Origin of the sequence: Bacillus sp. SRB3LM (assembly GCF_015712745.1) — a bacterium.
GTDB classification, from domain to species: domain Bacteria; phylum Bacillota; class Bacilli; order Bacillales; family Bacillaceae_G; genus Bacillus_A; species Bacillus_A thuringiensis_K.
Genome location: NZ_VWVQ01000008.1, coordinates 499,456 through 513,197, shown reverse-complemented (window position 1 = coordinate 513,197; position 13,742 = coordinate 499,456). Strand labels below are relative to the sequence as shown.

Sequence of the window (13,742 nt, the reverse complement as noted above, 5' to 3'; positions counted from 1 at the left end):
TCCTCACCTATTTATTATTTCAACACATTATTAAAGCTTTTGATTTGATCTTCTAATTGTTTACATAATTTCCTTAATGTTTTCAAATCCGCAGTCGTTGGCTTTTGGGGTAAATCTGTTATAGCCTGTTCAATAATATTCCAGTCTTTCTGATGTTTTTTCAAAAGGAAAATTTCCGCATCAATTTGTTCAGCAAACATATCTACTTTGCTTTCAATAAAAAGAATGTGCATGGATTGAATTTCAGTTGCTTTTAGATTTTGAGTTAATGTAAATAGCTGATGGTTCCTTTCTGCTAAACTTAAAATAGCATCTCTCTGTTTTAAGAGAGCAGCGTTACCTGCAGCTTCCGCGTCTACAATTTTTTTTATTTGATCTATATCAATTTTATCCATAAAATCATATTTTTTCGCTTCAAGCGCTAATCCTTCTGGACTCTTAGCAAAATTATCTTCCACTTCTTTGATAATTCTTTCAGTTTCTATATTTTCTATCCCATCTTTTTTAGCCTTATCTATAGCAGTTTTTTTTGCGTCCTCTAATTTTTTATTTGCTGTCGCAAGATAACTTAAAGCTGATTGAGTCCCTCCCTTAGCCACTGGATAAAGTAATTTCCATACTGCACTACCTATAATCGTTCCAGAGTTAACTAATATCCCAGGTACAGAACTAATTGCCTCTAGATCACTTTGTAGACCAACATTGATTATTTGAATATCTTTTTTCAATTCAGCAATTCGTCCCGATCCCCCATTTAAAAAATTATCAGATTCTTGAACACGCCTTGTAAAACTATTTTGATGTTTATTTAATACATCTTTAAAATCTTCTAACTCATTAATAGTTTGTTGAAGAGCAACTTGTTGCTCTATTTTTCTACTGTTTAACTTTTTTTGAATTCCCTCTAGATTCCCCTGTTCTACATATGTGTTAAAAATATTAATAAAACTACGATTATTTTCATTTAAGTCTAATAAATGTCTATGGAAAATTCTTTGGCGCCATTCTTTCGTATCTGCTTGAATTAATTGTTGTATATCTTGTAGCGCAGGGACCCGTGGGAGATAGAGAGCAGGTTGATCTTCTATTATAAATGTATATGCTTGTAATAATGTGGCTTGTTCTCCTAATTTTCGTAAAGAACTAGAGAATGAACCGATATCCATATTTTCCATAGATAATATTTGCTCGGGATTAGTCATTGGCGCAGCTAATACATTTGCTGTTCCTAAACTGCTCGTAATAACTGTTGCAGTTAACAAGCTTGTATATATTTTTCTGGTCATATATCTGACTCCTATTCTTATCTATTGTTTGTACAAACTCTTATGATAAACTGTACCTATGTAAGGGCAAACAACAATTTTTTGATGAAATCACAAGATTAATAATGCCTTTGTTATGCGGATATTTATTTGTCATCCAATTATTAATCCGGCTAAATAGTCAGCCCTTCTTTGTATGAATATACGCAATATCTATCATCTATAAAAATGTATTGCACATTCATTATTTCATTATATTTTTATCTCTGTAGCAAAACAGTCTTATTCACTAACTTCAATCACTTCAAAAGGGGTTTGTAGATTATTCAAAGATAATATGAATCTATTTTCATTGGAATCATATGAATATGGATAATTTATTGACCCCATCCAAGCTTTTTCTACATTGTCTCCGTGATATTCATTAAAATCAAACAATTCTAATCCTATACTACTCTCATTTATTTCTTTTTGAATACTCCCAATACCTATAGAATTATCTTCAGATGATCCATAAATAATATGATCTGTCGTATTGTCATAACTTAAATAAATAGAATCAAGTAATGTATCACGTGCCCAATAGTGTAAACCCGATTTACTTGATTGAGTTGATTTTATTCTTATTTCATCGGTAGATTCAATGAATCCATCTGCTCCATCTTTATTCTCAAAAATAATAGGCGTTCCATTATCCGTTACTGTATTGGCAAAAAGAACAAAATCATCTAAGCCCCAATGTTCGAATGTGACGCCACCTTTATCAGGTAAATTTTTATCCTTTAGATAATACGATGTATTATATTTCAATCTTTCTCCATTTTTTGTGACAGGATCAGAATGATCTGCAGCTAACGCTGTTACTGGCAGAGAGGCTGCTGCAATTGTTACAGTAAGTATGCTAGTTAAAGTTTTTTTCATATTTCACACATTCTTTCTTTTTTAATACACCTAAGGTTAAAACCGTAAACTTATGCTCCTGGTTTCTAGAAAACGCTGGTTTAAAGTCTTTTCAAATACAAGAATCATTTATTTTACAATTAAAAGGGGGGATAGAAATTTTCCAACTAAGCAAATCTATTCCCCATTTAGCTTGTTCATCCCAACTTACATCCTGGTTTGAACAAACTAATTTGATATTGTTCCATTCTTTTGATAACTAAGTTCCATCAGTATTTAATCTATTATTTTTACTTACATTAAAAACCATAGAACCGAACGATAAGATCAAAAATGCACATGTTGAGGTTTTAAAAGTGATTTTTAAATTCATTAATTTTTCTCCTTTACTTAGTTTTTTACTACGTAATACAGGTAGCTTATTATTTTATCCATAATTTATTTTATCGCATATAGAGATTAAGTAACATTCAATATTTGTATGTTAACAAAAGACAATATGTTTTTCAGAGGAAGTTAATATGTATATTGAAAATATTTTAAAAGTATTAATCAATATTAAGTTACCCTTGTTTTAAATACAAAAGTAATGTAAATTTTACATACTATATTTGTTCTATAAAACAAAACTCTATAATAAGATCTATTTTACCATTCATTCCTTTTTCTCTAACTAAGTACGTTATACTTTCTTTATAAATTTCTCGGTTTTAATAAGTACCCCCAAATTTCAAATAAATTTATATTTTCATTTTTTCTTTATAATTAATCTTGACTAATAATTTTTTTAGATTTTTATCATGTGGGAATGTTTAAGGAATACGGCTGGAAGTTTCTTTGAGGTGGTACAGTAAAACTGGAACACAGTATAGAGATAAATTATTCTATATAAGAGGTGTTTCAGATGAAAAAACAGTATGATGAAACGTTTAAAAAACAATGTGTTGAATTGGTAATCAAAGAAGGGCGTACAATTTCCAGTATTCAAAGAGAATTTGATCTAGGACATGGGACTCTTAATTCATGGATAAAAAAATATTCTTCTCCACTTTTAGATAGTAAGGGAACTGATATGGCAGAACTACGTTCTTTACGAAGAGAAATCCAGGCATTAAAAAAGGAAAATGAATTTTTAAAAAAGGCGGCAACCTTCTTTGCCAAAAACCAAAACTAACACGTTTTCAGTTTATCAAACAATATCACCACATATTTGGAGTGCGCTGGCTTTGCTATCGATTACAAGTGTCTGCGAGTGGTTTTTACGACTATTTTCATCGTAAAGCCACTGAAGGTCAGAAAAAACGTAAAAAGACAGCGGCTTATATTGTCATGCAATTTAAACGTTTAAAAGGTAGAATGGGATATCGAAAACTGTACCGTTATCTTATAAATAGAGATGTTATGGTGAGCTTATCTCAAGTAAGACAAGCTTTATGTCGAGCTGGATTAAAGTCAAAAGTTGTCACGTATTATAAAAAAAGAAAGCAAGACCATTATACATTCCCAAATGTACTAGAGCGCTCCTTTAAACCTGGTAAGAAAGACGTTCCAACAGTTGTATGTGATATTACAGAATTTCGTTTAGTAAATGGATTGAAAGTGTATTTTTGTGCTGCATTAGACATTAGCACCCGGCGGGTGCTTGGTTACTCTTTGGATACTCACCAAGATGCGCAATTAGTAAAGGACACAATTCAGCAAGTTAAAAATGTTTATGGAAGTCACAAAAAGATTTTATTTCATAGTGATCAAGGATCCCAGTTTGCCAGTTATACAGTTACTGATTTTTGTAAGCAACAAAAGATTCAACAAAGTATGTCCCGCAAGGGGAACTGTTGGGATAACGCTGTGATCGAATCATTTTTTAGCATCTTTAAACGTGAATGTTTGCATGGAGAAAAACTGATTTCTCTCGCTCAAGTAACTCAGTTAGTAGCTGAATTTATTTATATGTATTACCATTCCATTCGTCCGCACTCATCATTAAATGGAATGACTCCGTATCAGTATTCAAAATCAATTGCATAATCTATTTCATGTTCCAGTTTTTCTTGACCAGGTCACTTTGATAATACTCGTTGTGCCTTTGTTAATCGTTCTAACATGTTACGATAGAAATTAGGATAATTGGCTTTCTCATCCTCAGAACTAACGTATAATCCATCCATCGTAAAGTCTAACCTCACAACTGTTTCTACTTCTTTTTGTATAATTTCTTTTTCATATTCAGTCAAGATAGACACATAGTATTTACCCGTAGGAGTCATAGAAATCGTACATGATTGGATTCTATAATCTTGTAGCATTTCTCTATGTTGTTTGATACGTACCATTTTCAGTTTTGGCAATTTGATATGACCATTCAGCAACATAATATTTCCGTTTACTGCATTCGTTGTATAAGACTTTCTGTCTTTTACTTTTGCATGTTAGGAAGTCATTTTGACCACTAAAGAAATTCTTATAGGCAGTTTGCAAGTTTAGTTGAGCATTTGCCAAAGCTAATGAATCCACTTCTTTTAATCACTCAAATTCTGCTTTATATTTCGCGGGAGTTGGAGGCTTTTGTTTCTTTAGTTGTTCCTTATCATCTTTATATTTTTCGTACGCTTCTTTTCGTTCAGCTAACATTCTATTATACACGAAACGTACACAACCGAAGGTTTTACGCATAAGATATGCTTGTTCTTCTGTTGGATACAAACGGAATGTATATGCTTTATTGTGCTTTGTCATATCATTTCACCTCACCTTTCACCTTGATTTTCAATATATTTCTTTACTACGTCTATTGGAGAAGCGCCAGTAGTTAATAAGCAAAAACTTCTTGACCAAAACATCTCTTTCCAAAGTTTCGTTTTCACTCGTGGAAAATCTCTCTTGATGAGTCGAGAACTTGCACTTTTATAAGCATTAATAAATTTTGTCATTTCTGTATTCGGATGAGCCTTGAACAAAATATGAACATGATCTACATCATGATGCCACTCTACCAATGTTATGTTGTAATTCTCAGATAATCTGACAAACATGTCTTTTGCATAGTCTGATATATCATCATTGAACACATTTCTTCTGAATTTTACAACCAATACAAGGTGATACTATAGCAAGAACACCGAATGATTATTATTATCTAATTTCATTGATATACTAATATTTATTCTTTATAAGACTGACTCTGTCAGAGGAAAAATAAAAAGCAAAGCCTTTTGGCTACGCCCTTCACACGCTTGAGGAAGAAGAATTCTTTCGGGGAATACGTTAAAATATTTTGGTATTAGTATATCAGCACATCTTCATTAATAGTTATGTCGTTTGTCAAACCCCTTTTTAATTATATAAGGATATTAAATTTCATGCCATAATAATCGTATCATTCAAATGTGCACGAATTTATTTGGATGATACATAAAAGAATAGATTATTTCAAAGTAGGGAGATGCTAAATGATTATTATCTTTAATGAACCACAAGGAAATTTTCCAACAGATTTTCAGTACTAAGAGTCGTTTTAATTTATTTTTGATGAAAGAAAGTTGGAATTGGGAAAGTCTCAACACGATAAAAAGGAAGAGACATTTAGGTTTTATCGAATTACCTATACATTCATCTGTAAATGTTAAAGCGATTATTTATACAGATTAATATAAAAGTATGTTTATTGAGGAAAGTGGAGAAGAGAAAATCTCGCAAACCATTTTTCAAGAGTAATATGTTTTTATGGATGTAATTTAAAGGAAATGAATGATTTTTAGGATGTCTCTGGGTGCTTGAATGACTATAAACAATAAAGTACCTTATGACCTACTTATACTGTGAGGTGAATTAATTATGATTATTCAAGATCTTGGTGAGTTACTAGATTTATTACATTAATGTTAGCAGAGTACGTAGAAAGGGGGTAGAAACAATGATTATTATTACAGGAATAGAACCACCTATGGATTATTGAGTCGTATTGACCTGGTCAAGAAAAACTGGAACATGAAATAGATTATGCAATTGATTTTGAATACTGATACGGAGTCATTCCATTTAATGATGAGTGCGGACGAATGGAATGGTAATACATATAAATAAATTCAGCTACTAACTGAGTTACTTGAGCGAGAGAAATCAGTTTTTCTCCATGCAAACATTCACGTTTAAAGATGCTAAAAAATGATTCGATCACAGCGTTATCCCAACAGTTCCCCTTGCGGGACATACTTTGTTGAATCTTTTGTTGCTTACAAAAATCAGTAACTGTATAACTGGCAAACTGGGATCCTTGATCACTATGAAATAAAATCTTTTTGTGACTTCCATAAACATTTTTAACTTGCTGAATTGTGTCCTTTACTAATTGCGCATCTTGGTGAGTATCCAAAGAGTAACCAAGCACCCGCCGGGTGCTAATGTCTAATGCAGCACAAAAATACACTTTCAATCCATTTACTAAACGAAATTCTGTAATATCACATACAACTGTTGGAACGTCTTTCTTACCAGGTTTAAAGGAGCGCTCTAGTACATTTGGGAATGTATAATGGTCTTGCTTTCTTTTTTTATAATACGTGACAACTTTTGACTTTAATCCAGCTCGACATAAAGCTTGTCTTACTTGAGATAAGCTCACCATAACATCTCTATTTATAAGATAACGGTACAGTTTTCGATATCCCATTCTACCTTTTAAACGTTTAAATTGCATGACAATATAAGCCGCTGTCTTTTTACGTTTTTTCTGACCTTCAGTGGCTTTACGATGAAAATAGTCGTAAAAACCACTCGCAGACACTTGTAATCGATAGCAAAGCCAGCGCACTCCAAATATGTGGTGATATTGTTTGATAAACTGAAAACGTGTTAGTTTTGGTTTTTGGCAAAGAAGGTTGCCGCCTTTTTTAAAAATTCATTTTCCTTTTTTAATGCCTGGATTTCTCTTCGTAAAGAACGTAGTTCTGCCATATCAGTTCCCTTACTATCTAAAAGTGGAGAAGAATATTTTTTTATCCATGAATTAAGAGTCCCATGTCCTAGATCAAATTCTCTTTGAATACTGGAAATTGTACGCCCTTCTTTGATTACCAATTCAACACATTGTTTTTTAAACGTTTCATCATACTGTTTTTTTATCTGAAACACCTCTTATATAGAATAATTTATCTCTATACTGTGTTCCAGTTTTACTGTACCACCTCATTTGGAATTATAGGTACTTGTAGTGTAGTGTTATTGTTCTTTGTCCCAAGTGGTATACTTAGTTCGACAACAAGTTTGTTCTTCTTAAGTTTGTTTGCTTGTACGATGCTTATTATTATGTTTTTAATGAAGCGAAGTAAACCAATCTTCTATTTTAGCATGATTGTTATGGCAATTATTGTTCTCCAAATTATTACCCTTGTAATATACCCCACAATTATAAAAGCTTTCCATTAATGATAAATCCTCTGCGTTTGTTGCTGGGGATTTTTATTTGTACAATTTTAATTTTTAGTAGAGATTTATTTGTATTGGAATGTAAAAATTAAATATTTTTATATTTCAAACAAATAGTTTTGGGATGTTGTGTTCTCATTACGCATTTGATATATTTACTTTGAACATAATTAAAATCAAGAAAAAGAGGCGGACGTATGGATAAAAAAGAAAATACGGTCGTATTGTTTCCACAACTATCAGAGCGCTATATTGATGAAGGTTTTTTAGCGCTGAAAGAGCGGAAATTCGAAGATGCATTGCGCTGCTTTGAAATATTACGTCAGTATAATGCGGAAACGGAACAAACGGAATTAGCTTCAGTTATTTGTTTACTCGAATTAAAACGTATGGAAGAAGCGAAAGACAAATGTGAACAGTTGCTTAAAACAGGAGTTGTCTTATTTGGTGATATTCTTGAAACGTACGTGACTATTTTAGTTCAAACAAATGATTATGAAGGTGTTATTGAAACTGTTGAAAAGGTTTTACAAACGAAAGATATAATGCCTGATCAAAAGGAAAAATTAGCGCAGCTTGCTTTATTTGCAGAAGGTATGCTAAATGAAGGAGACGCATCGCTAGTGGATTCGAATTTTGAATTGGATGAGTTTACTAATGAAATTTTTGGAGAAAACTTTGGACAGAAGCTAAGAGCGATTCAGCGACTTTCTTTAAAAGACTTAGATCTTGCATTACCTGTTTTAAAGAAATTTTTAATAGACGAAGAGCAACACCCCTATTTGAAAACTTCTATTTTGTATAAAATGATAGAAAGTCAGGTAGAAGAGGAAATAGAGGTAGAAAAGTTTGGGAATACGATTAAGGTAATTCCAGCATTTACAGGTCATAATGAGGAGCAATCCAATAACATTATACATAAATTATCAAGTCGATTAGAGCAAAATTATCCCGATATATTTGAAGCGATGGTTACATATTGGAAAGAATTGCAAATTAGCGTTTTCCCATTCGCTCTATTAATGGATAAAGAGGAGATTTGGTCAGCTGTTTTAGAGAGAATTGGAAGAAAGCGTTTCGGATTGGCTATTGATGAAGAAGAGCTTATGGCAGCATACAATATCGAATTGGAAGAGTTTCATATTGCCTATCAATGGTTATTACGTGTTGAAAGAGAAGGATATTTGCCCGTATAATTATGAAAAAGAATCGTTCAGTTCTTGAAACGAGCATATTCTATGTTATAATGTAAGGGTTGCAAAAGGCAGAAAACTGCCTGTTTGTAAGAGAAGAGAAGTGTAATTCTCTTACTTAATATGTTTCATATTATTCTCGAACAAAATATACCGTAGTTGTCTTCTGGGCAATTAGTAGATTGGAACATTATATCTGAAAGCTTTTGCTAGAGGATTATTTGTGTATTTGTTATTTCAAAAAAGAGATAATGAAGATCTTAATCTATAGAGGTATGTGCATACATTATTATAGTTGGAGGGAAAGAATAAATGTCTACAAAATGGGAAAAATTAGAAGGTAACGTTGGCGTTTTAACAATCGAAGTTGATGCTAAAGAAGTAAACAACTCTATCGACGCTGCGTTCAAAAAAGTAGTAAAAACAATTAACGTACCAGGTTTCCGTAAAGGAAAAATGCCTCGTCCATTATTCGAACAACGCTTTGGTATTGAATCTTTATACCAAGATGCTTTAGATATCATTTTACCAAAAGCATACGGTGAAGCGATTGAAGAAGCTGGTATCTTCCCAGTTGATCATCCTGAAATCGACATCGAGAAGTTCGAAAAAAATGCTAACCTTATCTTCACTGCAAAAGTTACAGTGAAACCTGAAGTTAAATTAGGTGAGTACAAAGGTTTAGCAGTAGAAAAAGTTGAAACAACTGTAACTGACGAAGATGTAGAGAACGAATTAAAATCTTTACAAGAGCGTCAAGCTGAGCTAGTTGTTAAAGAAGAAGGAACTGTTGAAAACGGTGATACAGCTGTAATCGACTTCGAAGGTTTCGTTGATGGCGAAGCATTTGAAGGCGGAAAAGGCGAAAACTACTCTCTAGCAATCGGTTCTGGTACATTCATCCCAGGTTTCGAAGAGCAAGTAATCGGTCTTAAATCTGGTGAGTCTAAAGACGTTGAAGTATCATTCCCAGAAGAGTACCATGCTGCTGAATTAGCTGGCAAACCAGCAACATTCAAAGTAACAATTCATGAAATCAAAACAAAAGAACTTCCTGAGTTAAACGACGAGTTCGCTAAAGAAGCAGACGAAGCGGTTGCAACTCTTGATGAATTAAAAGCAAAACTTCGCACAAACTTAGAAGAAGGCAAAAAGCACGAAGCTGAGCACAAAGTACGTGACGAAGTAGTAGAATTAGCTGCTGCTAACGCTGAAATCGAAATTCCAGAAGCTATGATCAACACTGAGTTAGATCGTATGGTTCGTGAATTCGAGCAACGTTTAAGCCAACAAGGTATGAACCTTGAGCTTTACTACCAATTCACAGGTACTGACGCTGACAAATTAAAAGAGCAAATGAAAGAAGATGCACAAAAACGTGTAAGAATCAATCTTGTTCTTGAAGCTATCATTGAAGCTGAAAACATCGAAGTTACTGAAGAAGAAGTAACTGCAGAAGTTGAAAAAATGGCTGAAATGTACGGTATGCCAGTAGACGCTATCAAGCAAGCTCTTGGAAGCGTAGACGCTTTAGCTGAAGATCTTAAAGTGCGTAAAGCTGTAGACTTCTTAGTAGAAAACGCTGCATAATAAAATAACAAGGCACGATTAAAATCGTGCCTTGTTTTATAAATATAGAAATATATTTATAAAACTTTTCGATGGAGAAGGAAAAGTTCCTTTACAAGTCGAATATACATATTTCAAAAGTTTTAAAAATTTTTTATTTGTACATAACTAGTCATATTATTTGTATTTCTCGCCACGTAGTGACATAATATGTATTTACATACGATACATTTATCGTGTACATACGAAGGCAAGAGGTTAGCACTTTGTAAGGGGTGTGAAAATATGTTTAAATTTAATGATGAAAAAGGGCAATTAAAATGTTCTTTCTGTGGTAAAACACAAACGCAAGTTCGAAAGTTAGTGGCAGGTCCAGGTGTTTACATTTGTGACGAGTGTATCGAACTTTGTACTGAAATTGTACAAGAGGAGCTTGCGAAGGACGAAGAAGTAGAATTCAAAGATGTACCGAAACCGGTAGAAATTCGTGAAATCTTAGATGAGTATGTCATCGGGCAAGATAGCGCGAAAAAAGCACTAGCAGTAGCGGTATATAACCATTACAAACGCATTAATTCTAACAGCAAAATTGATGATGTAGAATTAGCGAAGAGTAATATCGCACTTATCGGGCCAACAGGTAGTGGTAAAACATTACTTGCACAAACGTTAGCGCGTATTCTAAATGTTCCATTTGCAATCGCGGACGCAACATCTTTAACAGAAGCTGGATATGTTGGGGAAGATGTAGAAAATATCTTACTAAAATTAATTCAAGCAGCTGATTATGATGTAGAGAAAGCGGAAAAAGGAATCATTTATATTGATGAGATTGATAAAGTGGCACGTAAGTCCGAAAATCCATCAATTACACGTGATGTATCTGGTGAAGGTGTGCAGCAGGCACTTCTGAAAATTTTAGAAGGTACTGTAGCAAGCGTTCCACCTCAAGGTGGTCGTAAGCATCCGCACCAAGAGTTTATTCAAATTGATACAACGAACATCTTATTCATTTGTGGTGGAGCGTTTGATGGCATTGAGCCGATTATTAAACGTCGCCTTGGTGAAAAAGTAATTGGATTTGGTTCTGAGAAGAAAAATGCTGATGTAAATGAGAAGCATGTTTTATCTCACGTATTACCAGAGGATCTTTTAAGATTTGGTTTAATTCCAGAGTTTATCGGTCGTCTTCCAGTTATTGCGAACCTAGAGCCACTTGATGAAGATGCTCTTGTTGATATTTTAACGAAACCGAAAAATGCACTTGTTAAGCAATTCCAAAAACTATTGGAGCTTGACGATGTTGAGTTAGAGTTTGAAGAAGGTGCACTAATCGAAATTGCGAAAAAAGCAATTGAACGTAAAACGGGTGCTCGTGGACTTCGTTCTATTATTGAAGGCTTAATGCTTGATGTAATGTTCGAACTTCCATCTCGTAAAGATATCGAGAAGTGTATTCTTACAAAAGAAACAGTAGCTGATAATGAGCCGCCAAAATTGGTGTTACAAGACGGTACTGTACTTGATACAAAAACATCTGCATAATGCGAAAGGGAAACAGCAATTTTTATAATTGCTGTTTTTCTTTATGTTTAGCTACGTTCCTCCGCGGAAATACTAAGAGATAAAATATTGCGGGAGGAAATAAATAATGAGCTGGACAAATATATTTTTAGTTGTTCAACTTGTTTTTGGTGTAATTGTCGGATTGTATTTCTGGCATTTACTTCGAAATCAACGAACACAAAAAGTTTCAATTGATCGAGAATCGAAAAAAGAATTAGAACAGCTTCGTAAAATGCGTGAGATTTCTTTAACAGAGCCGCTAGCAGAAAAGGTGCGTCCTACAACCTTTTTAGATATTGTAGGGCAAGAGGACGGGATTAAGTCGTTAAAAGCGGCTCTTTGTGGTCCGAATCCGCAACATGTAATCATATATGGCCCGCCAGGTGTTGGGAAAACAGCGGCAGCACGTCTTGTATTAGAAGAAGCGAAACGAAATCCTAAATCTCCATTTCGTACGAATGCAACATTTATTGAACTTGATGCGACAACAGCTCGGTTTGATGAACGTGGTATCGCAGACCCTTTAATTGGTTCGGTGCATGATCCGATTTATCAAGGTGCTGGGGCGATGGGGCAAGCAGGTATTCCGCAACCGAAAAAAGGTGCTGTAACAGATGCACATGGTGGTATTTTGTTTATTGATGAGATTGGCGAGCTCCATCCGATTCAAATGAACAAAATGTTAAAGGTGTTAGAAGATCGAAAAGTATTTTTAGAAAGTGCGTACTATAGTGAAGAAAATACGATGATCCCAACATATATACATGATATTTTCCAAAAAGGCTTACCGGCAGATTTTCGTTTAGTTGGAGCAACGACACGTTCGCCAGAGGAAATTCCTCCTGCTATTCGGTCACGTTGCTTAGAAGTATTTTTCCGTGAATTAGATACGGAAGAAATTCAAAAAGTAGCGAAAAATGCCGCGGAAAAAGTGGAAATGCAAATAGGTGAAAATGGTATTGAAATGATTGGGATGTATGCAAGGAATGGACGAGAAGCGATTAATCTCGTACAAATCTCTGCTGGTATGGCGATAAATGAAGAACGTTCTTTCATTAAGGATGAAGATATAGAGTGGGTTGTTCACTCGAGTCAGCTTACACCGAAATATGAAAAGCGCATTTATCCGATTCCAAGGATTGGTCTTGTAAATGGTCTTGCTGTATACGGACCAAATACAGGTGCGTTATTAGAAATTGAAGTAACAGCAATTCCGGCGAAAGATAAAGGATCGGTAAATGTTACCGGAATTGTGGAAGAAGAAAGTATTGGTAGTCAAACGAAATCGATTCGTCGTAAAAGTATGGCGAAAGGCTCTGTTGATAATGTATTAACAGTACTTCGTTCTTTAGATGTGTTGCCAGAAGGATATGATATACATATTAATTTTCCAGGTGGTATCCCAATTGATGGACCTTCTGCAGGAATCGCTATGGCAACAGGTGTATATTCTGCGGTGCACCGCACGTATGTAAATAATGAAGTAGCGATGACAGGGGAAATAAGTATACACGGAGAGGTAAAGCCTATTGGTGGCGTGTACGCAAAAATAAAAGCTGCGAAAAAAGCGGGAGCTAAGAAAGTCATTATTCCTGCTGAAAATATGCAACCATTTTTGTATACGATCAAGGGAATTGAAATTATTCCTGTTCGTAAGTTAAAAGAAGTATTTGAGTTAACGTTTATGCAAGAAAATATGCATAGAGAGCTAGATGTACATACTCACGTAGACGAAACAGATGCACAATCTATGTAAAAATAAACAATAATAAAATTTGCCAGACTTCGTTTAAGTTTGTATGCTTAATCGGAGTCTTTTTTCTTT

At 34.0% G+C, this 13,742-nt stretch carries 12 protein-coding genes and 1 pseudogene; 7 read left to right on the top strand and 6 right to left on the bottom strand.

Annotated elements, in window-relative coordinates; translation table 11 throughout:
* Positions 1–14 precede the first annotated feature (14 nt).
* Both F3I02_RS09615 and F3I02_RS09610 read right to left on the bottom strand, forming a co-directional pair.
* Complete coding sequence (locus tag F3I02_RS09615; protein WP_196477886.1) at positions 15–1,286, bottom strand: HBL/NHE enterotoxin family protein; 1,272 nt, start codon at positions 1,284–1,286, stop codon at positions 15–17.
* 261 nt (positions 1,287–1,547) lie between these two features.
* Positions 1,548–2,186, bottom strand: coding sequence for a hypothetical protein (locus tag F3I02_RS09610; RefSeq protein WP_196477885.1), 639 nt, complete (start codon positions 2,184–2,186; stop codon positions 1,548–1,550).
* An 883-nt stretch (positions 2,187–3,069) separates the two neighbouring features.
* Here F3I02_RS09610 and F3I02_RS09605 point away from each other — a divergent pair.
* Both F3I02_RS09605 and F3I02_RS09600 read left to right on the top strand, forming a co-directional pair.
* The gene (locus tag F3I02_RS09605; RefSeq protein WP_230876755.1) at positions 3,070–3,339 is read left to right on the top strand and encodes a transposase; all 270 of its coding nucleotides are present in this window, start codon (positions 3,070–3,072) and stop codon (positions 3,337–3,339) included.
* Positions 3,294–4,193, top strand: coding sequence for an IS3 family transposase (locus tag F3I02_RS09600; protein ID WP_196477931.1), 900 nt, complete (start codon positions 3,294–3,296; stop codon positions 4,191–4,193). Before F3I02_RS09605 ends, F3I02_RS09600 begins: the two co-directional genes overlap by 46 nt.
* A 35-nt stretch (positions 4,194–4,228) precedes the next feature.
* On the opposite strand, the pseudogene F3I02_RS09595 reads toward F3I02_RS09600, so the two are convergent.
* The 4 genes and pseudogenes from F3I02_RS09595 to F3I02_RS09580 all read right to left on the bottom strand — a co-directional run.
* A pseudogene (locus F3I02_RS09595) lies at positions 4,229–4,901 on the bottom strand (RNA-guided endonuclease TnpB family protein); the annotation flags it as partial.
* 11 nt (positions 4,902–4,912) lie between these two features.
* The gene (gene tnpA, locus F3I02_RS09590; protein ID WP_230876788.1) at positions 4,913–5,257 is read right to left on the bottom strand and encodes an IS200/IS605 family transposase; all 345 of its coding nucleotides are present in this window, start codon (positions 5,255–5,257) and stop codon (positions 4,913–4,915) included.
* Between the two features lie 905 nt (positions 5,258–6,162).
* A complete protein-coding gene (locus tag F3I02_RS09585; RefSeq protein ID WP_196477931.1) occupies positions 6,163–7,062 on the bottom strand; it encodes an IS3 family transposase in 900 nt (299 codons plus the stop codon).
* Positions 7,017–7,295: a transposase gene (locus F3I02_RS09580; RefSeq protein ID WP_308018475.1), complete on the bottom strand. Its 279-nt coding sequence runs from the start codon at positions 7,293–7,295 to the stop codon at positions 7,017–7,019. The genes F3I02_RS09585 and F3I02_RS09580 overlap by 46 nt, the downstream gene beginning before the upstream one ends.
* A gap of 30 nt (positions 7,296–7,325) precedes the next feature.
* On the opposite strand from F3I02_RS09580, the gene F3I02_RS09575 reads away from it, so the two are divergent.
* The 5 genes from F3I02_RS09575 (at position 7,326) to lonB (ending at position 13,673) form a co-directional block, all read left to right on the top strand.
* Positions 7,326–7,589: a hypothetical protein gene (locus tag F3I02_RS09575; protein WP_196477884.1), complete on the top strand. Its 264-nt coding sequence runs from the start codon at positions 7,326–7,328 to the stop codon at positions 7,587–7,589.
* Positions 7,590–7,786: 197 nt separating this feature from the next.
* A complete protein-coding gene (locus F3I02_RS09570) occupies positions 7,787–8,785 on the top strand; it encodes a hypothetical protein (protein ID WP_000358275.1) in 999 nt (332 codons plus the stop codon).
* Positions 8,786–9,094: 309 nt separating this feature from the next.
* Positions 9,095–10,372, top strand: coding sequence for a trigger factor (gene tig, locus F3I02_RS09565; RefSeq protein WP_000105215.1), 1,278 nt, complete (start codon positions 9,095–9,097; stop codon positions 10,370–10,372).
* Positions 10,373–10,636: 264 nt separating this feature from the next.
* The gene (gene clpX / locus F3I02_RS09560) at positions 10,637–11,896 is read left to right on the top strand and encodes an ATP-dependent protease ATP-binding subunit ClpX (protein WP_000472289.1); all 1,260 of its coding nucleotides are present in this window, start codon (positions 10,637–10,639) and stop codon (positions 11,894–11,896) included.
* A 106-nt stretch (positions 11,897–12,002) separates the two neighbouring features.
* Complete coding sequence (gene lonB / locus F3I02_RS09555) at positions 12,003–13,673, top strand: ATP-dependent protease LonB (protein ID WP_000119179.1); 1,671 nt, start codon at positions 12,003–12,005, stop codon at positions 13,671–13,673.
* The last annotated feature ends 69 nt before the right edge of the window (positions 13,674–13,742 follow it).

Bases quoted from the DNA above. Each gene is read 5' to 3' on its own strand.
- lonB (WP_000119179.1), top strand. From the start codon at position 12,003: ATGAGCTGGACAAATATATTTTTAGTTGTTCAACTTGTTTTTGGTGTA.
- clpX (WP_000472289.1), top strand. From the start codon at position 10,637: ATGTTTAAATTTAATGATGAAAAAGGGCAATTAAAATGTTCTTTCTGT.
- F3I02_RS09605 (WP_230876755.1), top strand. From the start codon at position 3,070: ATGAAAAAACAGTATGATGAAACGTTTAAAAAACAATGTGTTGAATTG.
- F3I02_RS09610 (WP_196477885.1), bottom strand. From the start codon at position 2,186: ATGAAAAAAACTTTAACTAGCATACTTACTGTAACAATTGCAGCAGCC.
- tig (WP_000105215.1), top strand. From the start codon at position 9,095: ATGTCTACAAAATGGGAAAAATTAGAAGGTAACGTTGGCGTTTTAACA.
- F3I02_RS09570 (WP_000358275.1), top strand. From the start codon at position 7,787: ATGGATAAAAAAGAAAATACGGTCGTATTGTTTCCACAACTATCAGAG.
- F3I02_RS09615 (WP_196477886.1), bottom strand. From the start codon at position 1,286: ATGACCAGAAAAATATATACAAGCTTGTTAACTGCAACAGTTATTACG.